This window comes from Nocardiopsis sp. CNZ308, assembly GCF_004217075.1.
Genome location: NZ_SHKJ01000001.1, coordinates 3,596,429 through 3,615,879, shown reverse-complemented (window position 1 = coordinate 3,615,879; position 19,451 = coordinate 3,596,429). Strand labels below are relative to the sequence as shown.

The 19,451-nt window shown below is 74.5% G+C and carries 17 protein-coding genes; 9 read left to right on the top strand and 8 right to left on the bottom strand.

The features are described from left to right. The first annotated feature begins 196 nt into the window (after nucleotides 1-196). Nucleotides 197-715 carry an LURP-one-related/scramblase family protein gene (locus EV372_RS15765; RefSeq protein WP_130396592.1) on the top strand — a complete coding sequence of 173 codons (519 nt, stop codon included), beginning with the start codon at nucleotides 197-199 and terminating at the stop codon, nucleotides 713-715. Nucleotides 716-925: 210 nt separating this feature from the next. On the opposite strand, the gene EV372_RS15755 is transcribed toward EV372_RS15765, so the two are convergent. Next, nucleotides 926-1,465, bottom strand: coding sequence for a DinB family protein (locus EV372_RS15755; protein ID WP_130396591.1), 540 nt, complete (start codon nucleotides 1,463-1,465; stop codon nucleotides 926-928). A 147-nt stretch (nucleotides 1,466-1,612) separates the two neighbouring features. Between EV372_RS15755 and EV372_RS15750 the strand changes: the two genes are divergently transcribed. Further along, nucleotides 1,613-2,830 (top strand): sensor histidine kinase, encoded by a 1,218-nt coding sequence (locus EV372_RS15750; protein ID WP_130396590.1) that lies wholly within the window; start codon nucleotides 1,613-1,615, stop codon nucleotides 2,828-2,830. Next, a complete protein-coding gene (locus tag EV372_RS15745) occupies nucleotides 2,818-3,462 on the top strand; it encodes a LuxR C-terminal-related transcriptional regulator (RefSeq protein ID WP_013151363.1) in 645 nt (214 codons plus the stop codon). Before EV372_RS15750 ends, EV372_RS15745 begins: the two co-directional genes overlap by 13 nt. Before the next feature lie 46 nt (nucleotides 3,463-3,508). On the opposite strand, the gene EV372_RS15740 is transcribed toward EV372_RS15745, so the two are convergent. From EV372_RS15740 to EV372_RS15725, 4 genes are all read right to left on the bottom strand, one after another. After that, complete coding sequence (locus EV372_RS15740) at nucleotides 3,509-4,396, bottom strand: bile acid:sodium symporter family protein (RefSeq protein ID WP_130396589.1); 888 nt, start codon at nucleotides 4,394-4,396, stop codon at nucleotides 3,509-3,511. 368 nt (nucleotides 4,397-4,764) lie between these two features. Next, entirely contained in the window at nucleotides 4,765-5,319 is a 555-nt protein-coding gene (locus EV372_RS15735; protein ID WP_013151361.1) for an ATP-binding protein, read from the bottom strand. Between the two features lie 215 nt (nucleotides 5,320-5,534). Continuing rightward, on the bottom strand, nucleotides 5,535-7,070 hold the full coding sequence (locus EV372_RS15730) for a glycerol-3-phosphate dehydrogenase/oxidase (RefSeq protein ID WP_130396588.1): 1,536 nt from the start codon (nucleotides 7,068-7,070) through the stop codon (nucleotides 5,535-5,537). After that, nucleotides 7,067-7,669, bottom strand: a complete 603-nt coding sequence (locus tag EV372_RS15725; RefSeq protein WP_130396587.1) for a TetR/AcrR family transcriptional regulator — start codon at nucleotides 7,667-7,669, stop codon at nucleotides 7,067-7,069. The genes EV372_RS15730 and EV372_RS15725 overlap by 4 nt, the downstream gene beginning before the upstream one ends. Nucleotides 7,670-7,686: 17 nt before the next feature. Here EV372_RS15725 and EV372_RS15720 point away from each other — a divergent pair, with 17 nt between their 5' ends. After that, entirely contained in the window at nucleotides 7,687-9,297 is a 1,611-nt protein-coding gene (locus EV372_RS15720) for an FAD-binding oxidoreductase (protein WP_197044264.1), read from the top strand. A 50-nt stretch (nucleotides 9,298-9,347) separates the two neighbouring features. On the opposite strand, the gene EV372_RS15715 is transcribed toward EV372_RS15720, so the two are convergent. Beyond that, nucleotides 9,348-10,220, bottom strand: a complete 873-nt coding sequence (locus tag EV372_RS15715; RefSeq protein WP_130396586.1) for a hypothetical protein — start codon at nucleotides 10,218-10,220, stop codon at nucleotides 9,348-9,350. 230 nt (nucleotides 10,221-10,450) lie between these two features. On the opposite strand from EV372_RS15715, the gene EV372_RS15710 reads away from it, so the two are divergent. After that, nucleotides 10,451-13,003, top strand: a complete 2,553-nt coding sequence (locus tag EV372_RS15710; RefSeq protein ID WP_130396585.1) for an ATP-binding protein — start codon at nucleotides 10,451-10,453, stop codon at nucleotides 13,001-13,003. After that, entirely contained in the window at nucleotides 12,984-13,679 is a 696-nt protein-coding gene (locus tag EV372_RS15705) for a response regulator transcription factor (RefSeq protein ID WP_130396584.1), read from the top strand. The genes EV372_RS15710 and EV372_RS15705 overlap by 20 nt, the downstream gene beginning before the upstream one ends. A gap of 51 nt (nucleotides 13,680-13,730) precedes the next feature. On the opposite strand, the gene EV372_RS15700 is transcribed toward EV372_RS15705, so the two are convergent. Further along, nucleotides 13,731-14,660: an aminoglycoside phosphotransferase family protein gene (locus EV372_RS15700; protein ID WP_130396583.1), complete on the bottom strand. Its 930-nt coding sequence runs from the start codon at nucleotides 14,658-14,660 to the stop codon at nucleotides 13,731-13,733. Between the two features lie 367 nt (nucleotides 14,661-15,027). Next, a complete protein-coding gene (locus EV372_RS15695; protein WP_013151353.1) occupies nucleotides 15,028-15,705 on the bottom strand; it encodes a sirohydrochlorin chelatase in 678 nt (225 codons plus the stop codon). 888 nt (nucleotides 15,706-16,593) lie between these two features. Here EV372_RS15695 and EV372_RS15690 point away from each other — a divergent pair. The 3 genes from EV372_RS15690 (at nucleotide 16,594) to EV372_RS15680 (ending at nucleotide 19,258) form a co-directional block, all read left to right on the top strand. Then, a complete protein-coding gene (locus EV372_RS15690) occupies nucleotides 16,594-17,409 on the top strand; it encodes a nucleotidyltransferase domain-containing protein (RefSeq protein WP_130396582.1) in 816 nt (271 codons plus the stop codon). 85 nt (nucleotides 17,410-17,494) lie between these two features. Further along, entirely contained in the window at nucleotides 17,495-18,049 is a 555-nt protein-coding gene (def, locus tag EV372_RS15685) for a peptide deformylase (RefSeq protein WP_130396581.1), read from the top strand. A gap of 240 nt (nucleotides 18,050-18,289) precedes the next feature. Next, a complete protein-coding gene (locus tag EV372_RS15680) occupies nucleotides 18,290-19,258 on the top strand; it encodes a coiled-coil domain-containing protein (protein ID WP_130396580.1) in 969 nt (322 codons plus the stop codon). Nucleotides 19,259-19,451 lie beyond the last annotated feature (193 nt).

The window sequence follows — 19,451 nt, the reverse complement described above, 5'->3', positions numbered from 1 at the left end:
TACCCGCTCCGGCGCGTGTTGTGCCGGAGCGGGCGGACTTTCGCGGGCACGACCCCGTCCGGCGGCGGTGTCGGCGCGGAGCCGCGCCGGGCGGTCTCCCGGCCGGTGCGGCCCGGGGCGGCCCTGCCCGGGAGGCGTTGTCCACGGGCGCGGACGGCCTCTGGTGCGGCGGGCGCGCGTGCCCTAACTTCGAGGCATGAAGTTCCTGGTACGCGAACGCGTTTTCGACATCGGTGACGACTACTGGGTGACCGACGAGGCGGGTGAGAAAGTCTTCCTCGTGGACGGCAAGGCGCTGCGGCTGCGCACGACCTTCGAGCTCAAGGACACCGGCGGCACCGTCCTCGCCGTCATCCGCAAGAAGCTGTTCAGACTGCGCGACCAGATGACGGTCGAGCGGGAGGGCGGCGCCACCGCCACCGTGCGCAAGCGCCTGGTCAACCCGCTGCGCGACAAGCTCGTGGTGGAGGTGGAGGGCGCGCCGGACTGGGAGGTGACCGGGGACTTCCTCGGCAAGGAGTACGTGATCAGCGACGAGCACGGCACCGTCGCGCACGTGTCCCGCAAGTGGTTCCGCGTCCTGGACACCTACGCGGTGGACGTGAACACCCACCGCACCGACCTCGCCGGGGATCCCGCCCTGGTGATCAGCGTGGCGGTGGCCGTGGACTCCCTGACCCGCGACGAGGACGAGGAGGAGGGGCCGGGGGACTGAGCCGGGGCACGCGCGGCGGCGCCCCGACCCCTCCCCCGGGTCAGGCGTCGCGCCGGCGGAACGGCCACACCTTCGCCGCCCGCACCGGCACCACCCGGGCCGCCGTGACCGCGCCGCCCTGGAGGGCGGACGGGTCGGCCGCGGGTCGATGCGTCGCGGTCGCCGATCGTGCTCCGTTGCGGAAGCGGGCGGGGGTTCCCGTCCACGGTCTCAGTGTCCGGTGGATCCGTCGACGCGCTCGCGCAGCAGGTCGGCGTGGCCGTTGTGGCGCGCGTACTCGGCGATCAGCCTGACCAGCACGGTCCGCAGTTGGACGGGGCCCTCGGGATCCGGTCCGCCGATCGCGTCCAGGGGGAAGGCCGCGGCGATCTCCCGCCCCCGGGCGGTCTCCTCATGCCAGACCGCGAACGCCTCGGCCGGGTCGCCCGCCACGTCGCCGAAGTCCTGGTCGGGATCGTCGTCGGAGTAGTACAGCAGCGGCAACTCCTCGCCCGCGAACCTGATGCGCAGCCACCACCGCTCCACTCCGGCCAGGTGCCGGACCAGTCCGTGCAGGCTCATGGCCGAGGGCTCCACCGACCTCGCGGAGAGCTGCTGCGGGGTGAGTCCGGCGCACTTCGCCGCGAAGGTGGCCCGTTGCCAGTCGAGGTAGGCGGTGAGGACCTCGCGTTCGCTCCCGGCCCGGGGCAGGAGCGGACGATCGGCTCCTTCCCAATCGGGTGAGCGGTGGGAGGGAGGAGTCGTGTGCATGCCCCCAGTGTGCTCCCGACCCACGACAGTGCGCGGTCGCCCCGGTCGGCGGCCGCGGGCGGAGAGGGTGGCTGGCTGTAGTGCCCGGGGCGTCCGCGATGGACCAGACTGTCGTTGGTCGACGGGCGAGAGGAAGGGACGGCGGGTATGGGCGCGGTCTGGAGGCGGGCGCTGCGGGCCAGCACGTACCTGCTGGTGGTTCTGGGTTCGGGTCTGGTGACGCTGGCGATGCTGCCGCTGACCCTGGCCGTGGCGCTGACCATCCCGATCGGGGGCCTGGGGTTCGTGCTGCTCCCGCGCTGGGTGGGGCTGCTGGGCCGGTGGGCCTCCTGGCACCAGGGGTGGGCCTCCCGTTTCCTGGGCGTGCCGGTCCCGCGCGTGGGCGGGCGGGAGGCGTCCGGTTTCCGGGAGCTGTGGGGTCGGCCGTCCACCCGCCGCGTCCTGCTGTGGCTGCCCGCGTTCGCGCCCGCCAGCACCGTGCTGGGGCTCGTGGGGCTGCTGGCCCTCGCGATGCCGTTGAGCGCGCCGCAGTACCTGTTCTGGTGGGCGGTCCCGCGGGAGGAGCCGTTGCAGCTCCTGTGGCTCCCGGTGCTGGACTGGGGCACCGCTCTGGTCACCGGGGCCGCCTACGCGGTGGTGGGATGCGCGCTGGGCCTGGGCGCGGCCGTCCCGGCGGCCCGGGCCCACGCCCGCATGACCCTGGCGCTGCTGGCCCCCACCGAGGCGGAGCTGCTGGCGGCCCGGGTGGACGAGCTGAGCCGCACGCGCGCCGACGTGGTGGACGCGCACGGCGCGGAGCTGCGCCGGATCGAGCGCGACCTGCACGACGGCACCCAGGCGCGGTTGGTGGCGATCGCCATGCAGCTGGGTGTGGCGCGGGAGGCGGTGGAGAACCCGGCCGTGGCCGCGCTGCTCCGCAACGCCCACGAGGGCGCCGAGGAGGCGATGGCCGAGCTGCGCGAGGTGATCCAGGGCATCTACCCGCCGATCCTGGCCGACCGGGGGCTGTCCGGGGCGCTGACCGCGCTGGCCGCCCGCACCACCGTCCCCACCCGCCTGGACGTGGGCGAGCTGGGCGCGCTCCCGGTGGCGGTGGAGACCGCGGCCTACTTCGTGGTCACCGAGTCGGTCACCAACGCGGTCAAGCACAGCGGGGCCGAGGAGGTCTCCGTGCGCCTGGAACGGGCGGACGGCGTGCTGCGGGTGACGGTGCGCGACGACGGCTCGGGCGGGGTGGACGAGGAGCGCGGCAGCGGGGTGCGGGGACTGCGCCGCCGGGTGGCCGCCCTGGACGGTACGGTACGCGTGGACAGCCCGGCGGGCGGGCCGACCGTGATCGACGTGGAGATGCCGTGCGGATCGTGATCGCCGAGGACAACGTGCTGCTGTCGGCGGGGCTGGAGCTGCTGCTCTCCACCAGGGGCTTCGAGGTGGCCGAGGTGGCCGCGGACGCGGCGGCCTTCGCCGACGCCGTGGACCGCCACCGGCCCGACCTGGCCATCGTGGACGTGCGGCTGCCGCCGAACTTCCGCGACGAGGGCATCCACGCGGCGATCGGGGCCCGCCGCAGGCACGAGGCGCTGCCGGTGCTGGTGCTCTCGCAGTACGTGGAGAGGGACTACGCCGGGGAGCTGCTGGCCGACGGCCGCGGCGGGGTGGGCTACCTGCTCAAGGACCGGGTGGGCCGGGTCAGCGAGTTCGTGGACGCGCTGCGGCGGGTGGCCGGGGGCGGCACGGTGATGGACCCGGCGGTGGTGCAGCAGCTGCTGGCCCGCCGGGTCCGCGACCCCCTGGAGTCGCTCACCCGCCGCGAGAACGAGGTCCTGGCGCTGATGGCGGAGGGGCTCGACAACGGCGAGATCGCCGAGCGGATCGTGGTCACCGAGAACGCGGTGCACAAGCACGTCGGCAACATCTTCGCGAAGCTGGGGCTGTCGCCCTCCGACAGCGGGCACCGCCGGGTGCGCGCGGTGCTCGCCTACCTCGACAGCAGGTGAGCGGCCCCGGCCGGATCCGGCGGGTCGGCCCCCGGCGGGGAGCGGGTCAGCGGCCGGGCTCCGGAACCTCCTCCCGGGTTCCCCCGCGCGTGACCAGCAGGCCGGTGGCGGCAGCGGTGAAGAACATCAGCACGCCGTACACCGCGGACGGGACGGCGATCTCGGTGCTGCCGAGCAGGGCCGGGCTGAGCGCGATGGCCAGGGACAGCGTGGTGTTGTGCAGGCCGATCTCCATGCAGGAGGCGATCGCCTCGGGGCGGCCGGTGCCCAGGACCCGCGGCGCCCAGTAGCCGATGGTGAGGCTGGCGATGTTGAACAGCAGCACCATCAGCCCTACGGACACGATGTAGTCGCCGATGTTGTCGAGTTCCTGGTAGAGCGCGACGGCGATGACGCCGAACAGCACCGCGACGGAGGCGATCTTGACCGGCCTCTCCATGCGCCGGGCGAAGGCGTCCGCCCTCGCCCTGACGAGCATGCCGACCGCGACGGGGACCAGGATGACCGCGAACACCTGGAGGACCTTGCCGACCTGGAGGCCGAGGGTGTCGCCGTCGCCCATGAAGTGGGCGATGGCCAGGTTGGTGATCAGCGGCAGGGTCACCATGGCGGTGAGGGAGTTGAGCGCCGTCAGGGAGATGTTGAGCGCGACGTTGCCGCGGAACAGGTAGCTGTACAGGCTGGCGGTGGTGCCGCCGGGCGAGGCGGCGAGCAGCATCATGCCCACCGCCAGGGCGGGCGGCGGGTCGAAGAGCAGGACGAGGGCGAGGCAGACCAGGGGCAGGACGAGGATCTGGCAGCCCAGAACGAGGGCGACCGTGCCGGGCATGCTGGTCAGTCGGACGAAGTCCCCGACGGTCAGGCTCAGGCCGAGGCCGAGCATGATGACGGCGAGTGCCGCCGGGAGCGCGATCGTGGCGATGGTGGAATCCATGGGCGGGCACCTCGGGGCGGGGGCGCGAGGGGGCGGTCGGGGGAGTGGCCGACCGTCGCGGACCGCGGAGGTGAGGGCGTCGGCCCGGGGCGCCGCGTGCGGTGTCACGGGCCCGCGGGCCCGTGCGGACCGGGGATCGCGCCGTCCCGTGATCCGCGCCACATGTGACTACTGGCCAGTATGCTGACACGCCCGCGCCCGGGTGGCAAGAGCGCACGCCCGGTCCGCCGGGACCGTATGGCCGCGGGCACGTCCGCGCTGCGGGGCCCGACGCGTGGGGAACGCGCACGCGCCTGCCGCGTCGGCCCTCCCCTGGGAAGGGCCGAGCACTCGTACGCCCCGCCTGGCTCCCCCGCCCCCGGCAGGGCTCAGGCGGCGGGCCAGGAGCTGCCGGTGAGGTCGTAGGCCAGGTGGAACCACACCTTGCGGATGCTGGGGTGGCCGTTGTCGCCCCAGGCGGTGGCGAAGCTGTCGACCAGGGCCAGGCCCCGGCCGTTCTCCGCGGTGAGCCGGTCGCCCTCCAGCGGTCCGGCGCTCAGCGGGCGGTCCTCTCCCGGCTGGGAGCGCGTGGGCCTGCCGTTGTCCCGGCAGACCAGCGTGAGCCCGTTGGGCGCCCGGGTCACCCGCAGCACGAAGGTCTGGCCCTCCTCGCCGGAGCGGCTGTGCCGGATGGCGTTGGTGGCCAGCTCGGTGCCCAGCAGCGAGAAGACGTAGCGGTAGTCGCTGTCCCGGGCGGCCGCGCAGGTGTCCAGGAAGGCGCGGGCCAGCGGCACGCTGGCGGGCTCCCCGGGGAACTCCCAGTGGCGTTTGGTGAAGGGGACCGGCGGCCGTCCGCTGAAGTAGTGCCGGTACTCGTCCGGTACACCCGTGAGGACGGTGTCCTCGGCCTTGGCCAGAGCCGGCACGGAGACGAGCGTGGGCATGGGAGGACTCCTTCGGCGGGGCGGTTCAGTGGGCAGGCGAACCGGGGGAAGGGGGCGGCTGCGGGAGCGTCCTGGAACCGCCTTCGGGGGAGGGGCGGCGGGAACGGCTACGACCTTACGCGATCAGAACCCTGTGGGACAGGGGATGCGGGTGTGGTGAGTCCCCGAAATCCCGCGCGTTTTCCGGCCGGGCTCCCCCCGGTCCGTCCCGCCGTTCAGTCCACGGCCCCGAGCGCCTCCTCGGCGGCGGCCTCGGCCGCGGAGCGCTCGGCGGGGACGAGCCCGACCCGGGTGCGGCGGTCCAGCAGGTCAGCGGCGTCCATGGCCCCCTCGTGGCGCGCCCCGAAGCGGAGTTCGGCCCCGGTGACCCCGCGGACGAGGGGTGCGAGCAGCTCCGGGTCGGCGTCGGCCTCGGCCAGCACGGCGACCGCCTCGGTGCCGTACCTGGCCACCAGGCGGCGCGGGGCGGCCACGGCGTCGAGCTCCTCGCGCGGGGCGGCGCCGACCAGGGGCAGCGCGCGGGTCCGGCAGGGGCCCGCGGACAGTCCGCGGGAGCGCACGGCGGTGTCGACGGCCTGCTCGGCCATGGCACGGTAGGTGGTGAGCTTGCCGCCGACCACGGTGACGGTGCCGTTCGGGGCGACCGTGACGGCGTGCTCGCGGGACAGGTCGGCGCTGTCCCCGACCCCGTGCACCAGCGGGCGCAGCCCGGCGAAGGCGCCCAGGACGTCGGCGCGCTCCAGGCGGGTCTCCAGGGCCCGGTTGAACTGGTCCAGCAGGAAGTCCACGTCGCCGTCGGGCACCTCGGGCACGTCCGGCACGGGGCCGTCCACGGGCTCGTCGGTGAGCCCGGCCAGGACCCGGCCGTCCGGCTGGGGCAGGGCGAACACGAAGCGGCTGGCGCTGCCGTCGATCGGCACGGTGAGCGCGGCCCTGGGCCGGCCCAGGGCGGCGCCGTCGAGCACCAGGTGGCTGCCCCGGCTGGGGCTCAACCGCACGCGGGGGTCGAGCCGGTCGGCGTGGACCCCGGTGGCGTTGACGATCGCGCGCGGGCGCACGGGGACGATCCGGCCCGTCACCCCGTCGCGCAGCACGGCGCCGTCGGCGGCCAGGCTCTCGGCCGAGCAGCGGGTGAGGATCCGGGCGCCCTCGCGGGCGGCGGTGCGGGCCAGGGCCACCACGAGGCGGGCGTCGTCCACGAGCTGGCCGTCGAAGGACACGACGCCGCCGAGGAGTCCCCGCCGCGCGACGCCCGGGACCAGGCGCAGGGTCTGGCGCGGGCCGACCACGCGGGGCCGGGGCAGCACGCCGCCGGGGGTCCCGGCCATGATCCGCAGCAGGTCGCCCGCCCCCGCCCCGGCTCGGACGAACAGGGCGCGTGCGAGTCCGGTCCCCCGGTGGACGGGGACGACCATGGGCAGGGGCCGCACCAGGTGCGGCGCGGTGACCCGCATGAGGACGTCGCGCTCGCGGGCGCTCTCGTAGGCGATGGCGACCTGTCCCCTGGCCAGGTAGCGCAGGCCGCCGTGGACCAGCTTGGAACTCCAGCGGCTGGTGCCGAAGGCCAGGTCGTGGCGTTCGACCAGGGCGGTGGACAGGCCGCGCGAGGCGGCGTCGAGCGCGACTCCGGCGCCCGTGACTCCCCCGCCGACGACCAGGAGGTCGATCCGGGGGTCGTGCTCCAGCGCGGCGAGGTCGGCCGCGCGCCGGGCGGTGTTGAGGGAGGAGGCGGCGGGGACAGCGGGGCTCATGGGCTCTCCTGGTTCGGCGGGCGGAGGTAGCCGTCCAGGAGGGCGGCGAGCTCGTCGACGAGGCCGGACTCGTCGGTGACGTCGGCGAACAGGCGGCGGGAGGTGACCGTGCCCTGGACCGTGACCAGCACGAGGCGGGCCAGCACCGCGGGGTCGCCCGCGCGCACCGATCCGTCGCGCTGGCCCTCGGCCACGACCGGTTCCACCAGGTCGAGGGCCGCCCGGTGGCTGGTGCCCAGCCGCTGGAAGGTGTAGGTGGCCAGGAGTTCGGGCTCGGTGTCCACGATCCGGACGAACAGCGGGTGGGCGAGCAGCGCGCGGGCGACCCCGGCCGCGTGCCGGACCAGCCGGGCGCGCACGTCCTCCCCGGCGGGCCCGCCGGGACCGTCGCCCTGGTCGGCGAGGATCCGCCGCAGCTCCCGGGTGAGCAGGTCGGCCACGAGCGCGGTCGCGTCGGGCCAGCGCCGGTACACGGTGGGCCGGCTGACCCCGGCGCGGCGCGCCACGTCGGTCAGGGTGGTGCGGCGCACCCCGAAGGCCTCGACACAGGCGCGGGCCGCGTCCAGGATGCGGTCTTCAACGTTACGTATTGACGCCATATGTAAAACTGTAGAGCATGACTGACGACACTTCCCCGGAGGCGGCGCCCGAGATGAGCTGGTTCGGGTGGGGGGATCCCGCCCGGGCGCGCGCGCTGGACCCCGGTCTGCGCGACCTGGTCTCCCAGGTGCTGCGGGCCCCCCTGGCGGACCTGCCCCCCGTCCCCGAGGAGCGGGTGGAACTGCCTCCCTCGCGGCTGGACGAGCGGCTGCGCGGACTGCTCGCCGGTGTGGTCGGGCCCGGCCACGTGGACGACGGGGACGCCGCCCGGCTGCGCCACAGCGGCGGCAAGAGCACTCCCGACCTGCTGCTGCGCCGCGCGGGCAGGGCCGACCCCGCACCGGACGCCGTCCTGTACCCCGCCGACCACGACCAGGTCCGGCGCGTCCTGGAGGTGTGCTCGGCCGAGCGCGTGGCCGTGGTGCCCTTCGGCGGCGGAACCAGCGTGGTGGGCGGGGTCGCGCCCCTGCGCGGCGGTCTGCGCGCCGTGGTCTGCCTGGACCTGCGCCGCCTGGACCGGCTGGTGTCGGTGGACACCGCCTCCATGACCGCCGTCCTGGGCGCTGGCGTGCGCACCCCGCGCGCCGAGGCGCTGCTGGCCGAGCACGGGTGCACGCTCGGGCACCTGCCGCAGAGCTACGAGTACGCGAGCGTCGGCGGCTACGCGGCCACCCGCTCCAGCGGGCAGGCCTCCTCCGGGTACGGCCGCTTCGAGGACATGGTGGTCTCGCTGCGCGCGGCCACCCCGCGCGGCACCCTGGACACGGGCGGCCCGCCCGCCTCGGCGGCCGGGCCGGACCTGGGCCGCCTGCTGCTGGGCTCGGAGGGGACGCTGGGCGTGATCACCGAGGTGGGCCTGCGGATCCGCCGCCGCCCCGAGCGCGTGCTGGACGAGGCGTGGTCCTTCCCCGGCTTCGCGGCGGGCGTGGACGCGCTGCGGACCCTGGCCCAGTCCGGGATCCGGCCGACCATGGCGCGGGTCCTGGACGAGGCGGAGACCTTCGTGGGAGCGGCCATGGGAGGGCGCGAGTCCGCGCCCGGCTGCCAGGCGGTCCTGGGCTTCGAGGGCACCGGTGCCGAGGTGGAGGTCCGCGCGGCCGCGGCGCGGGAGGCCATGGCCGGGGCGGGCGGCACCCCGCTGGGCCCCGAGCCGGTCGCGCACTGGCGCGGCAACCGGTTCTCCGCGCCCTACCTGCGCGACTCCCTGCTGTCGGCCGGGGTGCTGGCCGAGACCCTGGAGACCGCGGCCCCCTGGAGCCGCCTGCTCCCGCTGTACGCGGCGGTTTCCGGCGCGCTCACCGGGGCGCTGGAGGACGGGGAGGGCGGCGCCGTGGTCATGTGCCACGTGTCGCACACCTACCCCACGGGCGCCTCGCTGTACTTCACGGTGGTGACGGCGGCCGGAGCCGCGCCGCTGGAGCGCTGGGGCCGGGCCAAGCGGGCCGCCTCGGAGGCGATCGCCGCCAACGGCGGGACGATCACCCACCACCACGCGGTGGGGACCGACCACCTGCCGTGGATGGCCGCGGAGATCGGCCCCCTGGGCGGGGAGGTGCTGCGCGCGGTCAAGGCCGCGCTGGACCCGGAGGGGATCCTGAACCCGGGCAAGCTCATCCCCGCCCCGTAGGGCGGCGTCCGGCCGCCCCGGGGGGGCGGCCGGACGTCCCCGGGCGGGTCTCAGGCCCGCTCCCCCTCGCGGGAGAGCTGGCGCTCCACCCGTCCGGCGAAGTCGGCGAGGAAGTCCAGGGCCTCGGCCTCACCGACGCCGTCGTCGCCGCCGACGGCGTAGGAGACCGTCACCCCGACGTTGACGGTGACGAAGACCGCCGAGCCGTAGGCGTCGCTGTCGGTGTGCCCGTCGCCCTCGAAGAGCACCGCGTACCCGGTGTCGCCCGCGGACACGGGGCGCCAGTCCAGGAGCACCGCCGCCTGGTCCCGCTCCTCCTCGTGACGTCCCCGCTCGCGGTCGCGGAGCTGGTCCTCGAGCTCCCTGTGGAACTCCCCGACGGCCTCCCCGCCGTCCTCGTACTCGAAGAGGGTGGCGGTGACGTGCAGGGGGAAGCCGTCGACGTTCCCGACGCTGCAGCTGAGGTAGCCGAGCACGCCCTCCTCGGCCAGGTACGCCATCTCCTCGTCTTCGACGGTGGTGTACTCGCCCTCGGCGCGGAGGTTCTCGGTGCCGGGCACGGAGTCCACCGCCTCGGCGGGCAGCAGCCGCCCGCAGTCGGGAAGTTCCGCGTAGGGGCGGCCGTCGGCGATGTTCCACACCACGACGCCCAGGGAGGCCGCCAGCAGGACGGCCGCGGCGGCGCCGCTGACGACCAGGCCCCCGCGGGGGCGCCGGCGCGGACCGGGCCGCCCCGGGTGGCCGGGAACCGGCGGCAGCGGCGGCGTGCCCCCGTGCGCGCCGTACCCGGGCTGGGCGGGCGGGGCATGGGAGTGGCCGGGCGCGTGGGGCGGCCGACCGCCCGGCGGCTGCCCCGGCTGTCCGGGAAAGGGCTCCCCGCCGGGGGGACCGGGGAACGAACCGTCGTCGGGGGGATAGGTCATCGGCTCCGCGGCGTCGCCCCGTCCGGCGGGCGGACGCCGCGCCTCCTCACCAGTGCTCGTCGGCCGCGCGCGGCGGCCGGGCACCGCCCCGCCCCGCGAGGGGCGCCCGGGCGTGTGCGTCGGTTGTCACCCCCAGTATCGCCAACCCGGGCCGCCGCGTCATGCCCGAGGCCGCGGATGGTTCGGGCCGCGGCCCGAACCGTCCGCGGCGGCCCTCCCCTGCCCCGACAATGGATGCCGTGGCACGAGGAAAGCTCCGCATCTACCTGGGATCGGCCCCCGGCGTCGGCACCACGCACAACGCCCTGGCCGAGGCCCGCAGCCGGGCCGAGCGCGGCACCGACGTCGTGGTCGCCGCCGCCCACACCCACCGCCGGGCACGGACCTCCGCGCTCCTGGAGGGGCTGGAGCGGATCCCGCCGCTGCCGTCCGGTTCCGTGGACACCGCGGCCGTGATCGCGCGCGCTCCAGGGACGGCGCTGGTCGACGACCTCGCCCGCGCCAACCCGCCCGGCTCGCCCAACGCCACCCGCTGGCAGGACGTGGAGGAGCTGCTGGAGGCGGGTGTGGACGTGCTGTCCACCGTGGGGATCCACCACCTGGAGTCCCTCAACGACGTGGTCCACCAGATCACCGGCGTGCGCCCCCGGCAGACCGTCCCCGACCACGTGGTGCGCCGCGCCGCGGAGGTCGAACTCGTGGACGTCACCCCCCAGGAGCTGCGCCGCAGGATGGCGCGCGGCGACATCCACCCGGCCGAGAGCGTGGACGCGGCCCTGGCCGACTACTACCGGGAGGGCAACCTGGCGGCGCTGCGCGAGCTGGCGCTGCTGTGGACCGCCGACCGGGTGGAGGAGAGCCTGGCCCGCTACCGCGGCGAGCACGAGATCCGGCGGACCTGGGAGGCCCGGGAGCGGGTCGTGGTGGCGCTCACCGGCGGCCCCGAGGGAGAGACGCTGATCCGGCGGGCCGCCCGCGTGGCCGCGCGCTCGCGGGGCGGGCACCCCCAGCCCAGCCACCTGCTGGCGGTGCACGTGGTGCCGCCCAACGGCATGGCGCAGGCGCCCACCGACGACCTGCTGCGGCAGCGCAGGCTGCTCGTGGAGCTGGGCGGCACCTACCACCAGGTGGTCGGCAACGACGTGCCGACCGGGCTGCTGGAGTTCGCGCGGGGCGTCCAGGCCACCCAGATCGTGCTGGGGTCCTCGCGCCGCCGCGCCTGGCAGTACGTGTTCGGCCCCGGGGTCGGGGCGATCGTGGCGCGCGACTCCGGGGACATCGACGTGCACATCGTCACCCACGAGCGGGTGGGCAGCGGCCGGTGGCCGCTGCCCCCGCCCGGCCGGGGACTGGGAGAGCACCGCCGGGTGACCGGCTGGTCGCTGGCGCTGCTGGCGCCCACCCTGCTCTCCCTGGTGATGGCGCTGCCCCTGTTCGAGGACGTGGGCGCCGCCTCGGACGCGATGCTCCTGCTGCTGGCCACCGTGGCCACCGCGGCGGTGGGCGGCCTGCGCCCCGCCCTGGTGTCGGCGCTGTGGAGCGCGGTGCTGCTCACCGTGCTGCTGTCCCCGCTGCACGGGCGGCCCTCGGTGTCTCTGGACAACATGCTGGCGCTGACCGCGTTCGCCCTGGTGGGGGCGCTGGTGGCGATCGTGGTGGAGATGGCGGCGCGCCGGTCGGCGCAGGCCGCGCGAGCCCGGGCCGAGGCCGACGCGGTGACGCTGCTGGCCAGCAGCGTCCTGGCGGGCAAGGAGCCCCTCCAGGCCCTGCTGCGGCGGATCCGGGAGACCTTCGGGCAGCGGTCGGCGACCCTGCTGGAGCGGCTGGACGACGAGCGCTGGCGCGCGGCGCACAGCGTGGGAGCCCCGGCGTGCGAGTCCCCCGAGGAGGCCGACGTCCTGGTCTCGATCTCCGACAACCTGGCGCTGGCGCTGCGCGGGCGGGTGCTGCCCGCCGCCGACCGGGGCGTGCTGCGGGCCTTCGCCGCGCACATCGGCATCGCGCTGGAGCACCAGAGGCTGGAGTGGGACGCGGCCGAGGCCCGCGGCCAGGTGGCGGGCAACCGCATCCGCACGGCTCTGCTGGCCGCGGTCTCGCACGACCTGCGCACCCCGCTGACCTCGATCAAGGCGAGCCTGTCGAGCCTGCGCGCCACCGACATCACCCTCACCGAGGAGGACCGCGAGGACCTGCTGGAGACGGTGGAGGAGTCCACCGACCGGCTCAACCGGCTGATCGACAACCTGCTGGACATGAGCCGGGTGCACACCGACAACGTGCGCCCCAAACTCCGCGCGGTGGGCCTGGAGGAGGTCGTGCCCGTCACCCTGCTGGGCCTGCCGCACGAGGCGGTCGTGGTGGACGTGCCCGACCGCCTGCCCCGCGTCCGCGCCGACGCCGGGCTGCTGGAGCGGGCGGTGGCCAACGTGGTCTCCAACGCGGTCCGGTACAACCCGGACCCGCGCCTGCCGGTGCTGGTCTCGGCGAGCGCGCACGGTGACAGCGTCCAGCTGCGCGTGGTGGACCGCGGGCCCGGAGTCTCCGACGAGGGCAAACAGCGCATGTTCGAGGCCTTCCAGCGCCTGGGCGACGCCCCCCAGGGCACGGGGGTGGGTCTGGGTCTGGCGGTCGCGCGTGGTTTCGTTGAGGCGATGCACGGCAGGCTCGACCCCGAGGACACGCCCGGCGGCGGCCTGACCATGGTGTTCACGCTCCGTGCTGTGGAGAAGAGCGAGACGGACACCGGAGACGGGGAGGGGACCGATGCGGGTCCTGGTCGTTGACGACGACATGCAGATCATCCGGGCCATGCGGATCAACCTGAAGGCGCGCGGGCACGACGTGGACACCGCGGCCGACGGGGCGTCCGCGCTGCGGCTGGCCGCGGACAACCACCCCGACGTGGTCCTGCTCGACCTGGGGCTGCCCGACATGGAGGGCATGGAGGTCATACAGCGGCTGCGCGGGTGGTCGCAGGTGCCGATCATCGTGCTGTCGGCGCGGCACTCGGCCGGGGAGAAGGTGCGCTGCCTGGACTCGGGCGCCGACGACTACGTCACCAAGCCGTTCGGGATGGACGAGCTGCTGGCGCGCATGCGCGCGGCGGAGCGGCGGTCGGTGCGCGTGGACGAGGCCCCGGTGGTGCGCACGCCCTCCTTCACCGTGGACCTGGGCGCCAAGCGGGTGCTGCGGGAGGGCGAGGAGGTCCGGCTCACCCCGACGGAGTGGCACATCCTGGAGATCCTGGCCCGGCACGCGGGCCAGCTGGTCAGCCAGCGCCAGCTGCTGCACGACGTGTGGGGCCCGGCCTACCAGAGCGAGACCAACTACCTGCGGGTCTACATGGCGCAGTTGCGCCGCAAGCTGGAGCCCGACCCGGCGTGCCCGCGCTACCTGATCACGGAGGCGGGCCGGGGCTACCGCTTCGAGAGGACGGGCTCGGTCCAGCCCGGGGACTGAACCCGTCGGCGCGTGCCGGGGAGGTCGGCCGCCGGGGCCGTCCGGCACGGGTCACAGGACGAAGGCCTCCCCCTCCGAGAGTTCGACGAGCATGTCGAACTCGTCGGTGCCGCCGTGGCCGCGGTTGGCCTTGGCCACCGCCAGGCAGGGCGCGAACGCGCGCGCCCACGCCATCATCCGGTCGCCGTCCACGCCCAGGACGCCGGAGAGCACGTCCACGCGCTGCACCACCTCGGGCAGGCTGGTGGCCTTCCACAGGGCCCAGTCCACGGCGTCGACCGCCGCGTCCCCCAGGCAGGCGCGCGGGTCGACGGCCACCAGGCCGCGCCGGCCGCCGTCGATGACGTTGCCCGGGTGCAGGTCGCCGTGGACGGGCACGACGTCCACCGTGCCGTTGGCCAGGTCGCGGGCCCGGCAGAAGCCCTGGTGCATGGCGGACGCGGACACCACCTCGGCGGCGGGCCCCTCGGCGCGCTCGCGGTTCCACAGGTCGAAGATGAACTGCACCCGCGAGGTCAGCGGGCGCAGTTCGAGCAGTTCGCGCCGGGGCACCTCGACGGAGTGCAGCTGGGAGATGAGCGCGCCGACGGTCTCCATCGGCGGCACCCGCCCGCCCGCCGCGACGGTGTCGCCGCCGACCCACTCCATGAGGATGGCCCCCCGCGCGTTGTCGACCTCCCACACGCGGGGAACGCGCCCGGAGGTCTCCCACATCCGCAGCACCCGTGCCTCGGACGCGGCCAGGCCGGTGTCCGGCGAGAGCTTGAGGACCGCGCGGTCGCCGTCCGGACGCACGACGCAGACGACGACGGAGGTCCGGCCGTGGGGGGCCGGGCCCTCGACGGTCAGTCCCCAGTCGGAGGCGATCCCGGAGACGATCCCCGGGAGTTCGGTCAGCCACTCGCCGACGTGGCTGCCGAAGCGCCGTTCCAGACGCCGACGCTGCCGGTCATCGACGAACTGCGCTGTGACGTCGTTCATACATCCACCTTAGGTTCGCTCGCGTCGATGACGGTTCGGGGTGGGCCCCTCGCGGGTCGGCGGAGCCGCGGACCGCACGGTCCGCGGCGCACTGGCTCTGTTCGGGTCCCGGACCGGTCGCGGGGAAACCTCCGCGCCGGCGGGGGGAGGCGGGGGCCGCCGGAGGAGTCGCTTCCGGTCGTCACCGCGCCGTGTGGGAGGCGGCGCGGTACGGATGCCGTGTTTGTGGGTGCGGGGAGTTCCCGCCCGTTTGCCCCCTACCCATCCGCGCGCGCCCGGTAACGGCGACGCGGCTCCCCGAACTCCTGCGATCACCCGTGCGGCGGACGGTGTCACCGTCGGTGTCGGCTCGTCGGGGACCGCGTTCTCAGGCCAGGCGCCCCCTGACCGCCCGGTGCTGGGCGAGGAGGGTGTCCACGACCAGCTCGGAGGGCCACAGGGGCTCGGTGATCGCGGTGACGTCCAGACCGCGCAGCAGGTCGAAGTCGGGGCCGTCCACGAGCCTCCACGCGGCGACGGCGACGTTGTCCTGGCCGTGGCGGCGCAGCCGGTCGACGGCGTCGACCACGGAGGGCGCCCAGGTGCGCAGGTAACCCACCTGGACCGGGGAGTCGAGGCGGCGGCTGAGCATGCGCGCCACGTCCATGACGACCTGGTGCTCCTCGGTGCCGGTGGTGCCGTCGGCGGCCAGGACCACGCCGTCGGACGGACCCCAGCCGGAGTCGGCCAGCCGCCCGGCGAGGTCGGCCACGATCGACGGAACCGCTCCCAGGGGCGGGGTCTGGCAGGAGTCGCTCATACGGCCGAGGCCGAGCCGGGAGAGCAGGTGGGCGCTGGCGACGTCGCCGCCCGCGACGAAGGCGGGGACGACCACCTTGGGCCCCCGGACGGAGTGGACGGTGGCGGCGACGTCGTCGGGGCTGCCGAAGGCCGGGGTCACCGGCACCTCTCCCCTGCTCGCCACCGCCTCTGCCAGGCCCCACAGGGCGTCCCGGCGGTGGGTGTCACGTGAGTCGTCGGCTACGAGGACCATCGTCGGGACCATGCACGTCTCCTTCGGTACATCTGCGGGGGGAACTGCCTTGCCCGCCGAGCGTAAAGCGGCTCAGTTTCACGGGGGTTGTGCGGTGTTACGCGGAGGAAAAAAGCGAACAATGGCTGTGGTGGTTATGACCACCGGGGGTCTGCGTGAACCATAACAATCGCCGAAAAAACGGGGCGTGTCCACTTCCCGGGAGAGTGGTGTAGGACTCACGGGTTCCGGAGGGCGAAGGGGGCTATCCTTGACACCGAGGGAGGGGGCCGCCCTCACCTGCCCCGACGAACCGCTCCTTCCCTCCCGTCCCGCGACCGGCCCCCGGCGGGACATGGCGGACACCACACCCATTCCCCGGCGGACGAATAACCGCTTTCCCCCCGACCTCTCTAGAGAAATACCCAGCAAAGCTTTTCCCATGCATTCGCCAGGTGCGGATGCACGTGCTGCGGAATGTGCGGCAGCCTTCCTGCCTGAGAGGACGCGGATTCGCGGCCGCCTTCGGAGCGCGCCGTTTTCCGCCGGTATCCGTTCCCGCCCGGCCGCCTCGGGGCCACGGCCGGAGCGGGGCGCGGCGCCGCGCCCCGCTCCGGCCGGTCCGGGCCGCCTCGCACGCGCGCGAGGACCCCTTGCACATCACGCCGTTCCCTGTCAAGGGTGCGTGCTCCCCCAAGCACCCATAGCCGCACACCACCTGACGTGGGGGGACAGGATGCGGGTCCGGCGCGATCACTTGCCATGGCCCCCTCGGCCCGCTCACACTTGGTACCGATGGAGCGCGTACTCGCAGGCGGCACACGCCGCGGGAACGCTCCGGGCCGCCGCCCGACCGGACTCCCCACCTCCGGACGGACCGCGCCCCCAGATCCGCACCGAACCATCCAGACTGGAGTGAGCATGGCCGTCCACCCTCGGGTGCAGACGCTGGCCCAGACCTTTCTCGCGCACGCCGACCAGGAGGCCCCCGGCCTGGTCGAAGGCCTCTACCTGACCGGTTCGGTCGCCCTCGGCGACTTCCGCCCGCACACCAGCGACGTCGACTTCGTGATCGTCACCGGTCACACGCCCGGCAGGCGTGAGCTGGAGCTGCTGCGACGCGTCCACGCGCGCGTCCGCGCCGCCGCCACCGGGCCCCAGTTCAACGGCATCCACGTCACCTGGGACGACCTCACCCGCGACCCCTCGGCCTGCGGCCCGGTCGCCTCGGTGATCGGCGGCCGGTTCCGCAGCCGGGCCAGCGCCGACGTCAACCCCGTCACGTGGCACATCCTCGCCGAGCACGGCGTGACCGTGCGCGGCCCGCACCCGCTCGAACTGGACGTGTGGGACGAGCCCGAGAGCCTGCGCGCCTGGTCGCTGGGCTCCCTGGACGAGCAGTGGCGGCGCTGGCGCGAGAAGGCGGGCCGCCTGGTCACGCCGCGCGGCCTGGCCGCCCTGGGCTCCCTGGCGCCCTCCTGGAGCGTGCTGAGCGTCAGCCGCCTGCACTTCACCCTCAAGACCGGGGAGATCACCTCCAAGAGCGGCGCGGGCGCCTACGCCCTGCACGCCTTCCCCGACCGGTGGCAGCGCATCGTCAACGAGTGCCTGCGCGTGCGGCGCAGCGCCAGCGCCCCCTCCCTGTACGAGAGCGCGCTGGCCCGGCGCAGGGCCGCCCTGGACTACATCGAGATGGTGCTGGACGACTCCCTGCGCCCCGGCCTGGCCGCGGCCTGAGCCGTCCGGAGCCGTCTCCGGGCCCCGAGTCCGGATTCTCCGCTTCCGTACCGCCGGGAGCACGCTTCCGACTACCCTGGGGCACATGACCATGCGCCCCATCGTCCGTTTCGGCGACCCCGTCCTCGTCACGCCCACCACACCCGTCACCCGGTTCGACAAGCACACCAGGGCGCTGGTGGACGACCTCCTGGAGACGGTCGAGGCCCCCGGGCGGGCGGGCCTGGCCGCCAACCAGATCGGCGTGGGCCTGCGCGTGTTCAGCTACAACGTCGAGGGCCGGATCGGCTACGTGATCAACCCGAGGATCGCCGAGCTGTCGGAGGAGGTCCAGGAGGGCGACGAGGGCTGCCTGTCGGTCCCCCGGCTGTGGTACCCCGCGGTCCGGGCCGAGCGCGCCGTCGTCACCGGGGTGGACCTGCGCAACGAGCCGGTCACCGTGGAGGGCACGGGGCTGATGGCCCGCTGCCTCCAGCACGAGACCGACCACCTCGACGGCATGGTCTACATCGAGCGCCTGGACCCGCAGACGCGCAAGCGGGCCCTGCGCGACATCCGCCGCTCGGACTGGTTCATGCCCGCCGAGCCCCCCGAGCCCGCGGGCGTACAGCTGCCCAGCGCCTTCGGCGGCGCGAGCTGAGGGCCCCGGCCTCCTTCCGGTGGACCCGGACCCGGAACGGTCGGCCGGGGTTCGGTCCGGTCCCCGGCTCCGGGTATCTTCGGACACATCCCCGCGCAGTCTCCCAAGTCACGTGAGTAACGCACTAGGCATGTAACGCCAAGATCTCGTATGGTCTGCTGAGTATCTCCCACCGCCGCGGCTCCCCCCGCCACACGCCGCAGGCCGACCGGATGCGCTCGGACCATCCTCGGAGCAGACATGACACCCACTCCTCCCTCATTCGCGCGCGGCAGGCGTGCCGCCCTGTCCCTCAGCGCCTTGGCGGCGGCCCTGCTGGTCGCCCTGCCCGGAACGGCGCTGGCGGAGCCGGACAACGACGAGGTGGACATCGACGAACTGAACCGGCGGGCCGAGGAGCTGGAGGAGAGCTACGACGGCGAGCTCCTCCAGTTCAACGAGATCAAGGACCGCGTGGAGAAGGCCGAGGAGGACCTGGAGGAGGTCGAGGGGCGTCTGGAGGCCTCCCGGACCGGTGTGTCCACCATCGCCTCCACCCAGTACATGAGCGGCGGCGGTCTCGACCCCGCGTTCCAGGTGATCTTCTCCAGCGATCCGGAGAGCATGTTCGCCGACGCCGCGACGCTGAACTACCTCGGGCAGAGCCAGTCGGAGCAGATCTACGACCTCATCCAGACGCGGGACGAGGCGGCCCTGGTCAACGAGGAGCTCCAGACCGAGCTGGCCGAGGCCGAGGAGCTCGTCGAGACGCTGGAGGAGGAGCGCGAGGAGGTCGAGGCCAGGATCGAGGAGTACGAGGCGGAGCAGATCCCCGAGACCCCGGGCGACGGCAGCATCCCGGCCAGCGCGCGGGGCTGGGGCTGGGACGGGGCCACGCCGCGCATGGCGGCGATCCGCGACGAGATCGTGCAGAACTTCGGCGCCCCCTACCCGGTCGGCTGCCTGCGCTCCAGCGCCGACGACCACGGCTCGGGACGGGCCTGCGACTTCATGATGAGCGCGGGCGGTGCGCTGCCCTCGGCGGCCAACCAGTCCCTGGGTTCGCAGATCTCCCAGTTCGGGATCGACAACGCCGACCGGCTGGGCATCAAGTACATCATCTGGGAGCAGCAGATCTGGCACTCCGCTTCCCGTCAGTGGAAGTGGATGGAGGACCGGGGCGACAACACCCAGAACCACTACGACCACGTGCACATCTCGTCGTACTAAGCGCGCGTACCGCGCCTCGGGCGTGCGGACGCTCCGCTCCCGCTCCCCCGCCCGCGGTTCTGGCGGCCCCGGAGCGCCCCTCCGCGTGGAAACGGGTGGCTGTCGAGGGCGCCGCACACCTGGTGCCCGCTGACGGTCCCGTGCCGCCCTACCCGGCGGAGTCCGTGTTCGAGGGCATGCTCACCGGCTGGGA

What these genes read in the sequence shown, in the direction of transcription:
- EV372_RS15725 (WP_130396587.1), bottom strand. Translation starts at nt 7,669, where the DNA reads ATGGCGTCAATACGTAACGTTGAAGACCGCATCCTGGACGCGGCCCGC.
- EV372_RS15765 (WP_130396592.1), top strand. Translation starts at nt 197, where the DNA reads ATGAAGTTCCTGGTACGCGAACGCGTTTTCGACATCGGTGACGACTAC.
- EV372_RS15680 (WP_130396580.1), top strand. Translation starts at nt 18,290, where the DNA reads ATGACACCCACTCCTCCCTCATTCGCGCGCGGCAGGCGTGCCGCCCTG.
- EV372_RS15750 (WP_130396590.1), top strand. Translation starts at nt 1,613, where the DNA reads ATGGGCGCGGTCTGGAGGCGGGCGCTGCGGGCCAGCACGTACCTGCTG.
- EV372_RS15690 (WP_130396582.1), top strand. Translation starts at nt 16,594, where the DNA reads ATGGCCGTCCACCCTCGGGTGCAGACGCTGGCCCAGACCTTTCTCGCG.
- EV372_RS15740 (WP_130396589.1), bottom strand. Translation starts at nt 4,396, where the DNA reads ATGGATTCCACCATCGCCACGATCGCGCTCCCGGCGGCACTCGCCGTC.
- EV372_RS15695 (WP_013151353.1), bottom strand. Translation starts at nt 15,705, where the DNA reads ATGGTCCCGACGATGGTCCTCGTAGCCGACGACTCACGTGACACCCAC.
- EV372_RS15715 (WP_130396586.1), bottom strand. Translation starts at nt 10,220, where the DNA reads ATGACCTATCCCCCCGACGACGGTTCGTTCCCCGGTCCCCCCGGCGGG.
- EV372_RS15710 (WP_130396585.1), top strand. Translation starts at nt 10,451, where the DNA reads ATGGATGCCGTGGCACGAGGAAAGCTCCGCATCTACCTGGGATCGGCC.
- EV372_RS15720 (WP_197044264.1), top strand. Translation starts at nt 7,687, where the DNA reads ATGACTGACGACACTTCCCCGGAGGCGGCGCCCGAGATGAGCTGGTTC.
- EV372_RS15700 (WP_130396583.1), bottom strand. Translation starts at nt 14,660, where the DNA reads ATGAACGACGTCACAGCGCAGTTCGTCGATGACCGGCAGCGTCGGCGT.
- def (WP_130396581.1), top strand. Translation starts at nt 17,495, where the DNA reads ATGACCATGCGCCCCATCGTCCGTTTCGGCGACCCCGTCCTCGTCACG.
- EV372_RS15755 (WP_130396591.1), bottom strand. Translation starts at nt 1,465, where the DNA reads ATGCACACGACTCCTCCCTCCCACCGCTCACCCGATTGGGAAGGAGCC.
- EV372_RS15730 (WP_130396588.1), bottom strand. Translation starts at nt 7,070, where the DNA reads ATGAGCCCCGCTGTCCCCGCCGCCTCCTCCCTCAACACCGCCCGGCGC.
- EV372_RS15705 (WP_130396584.1), top strand. Translation starts at nt 12,984, where the DNA reads ATGCGGGTCCTGGTCGTTGACGACGACATGCAGATCATCCGGGCCATG.
- EV372_RS15735 (WP_013151361.1), bottom strand. Translation starts at nt 5,319, where the DNA reads ATGCCCACGCTCGTCTCCGTGCCGGCTCTGGCCAAGGCCGAGGACACC.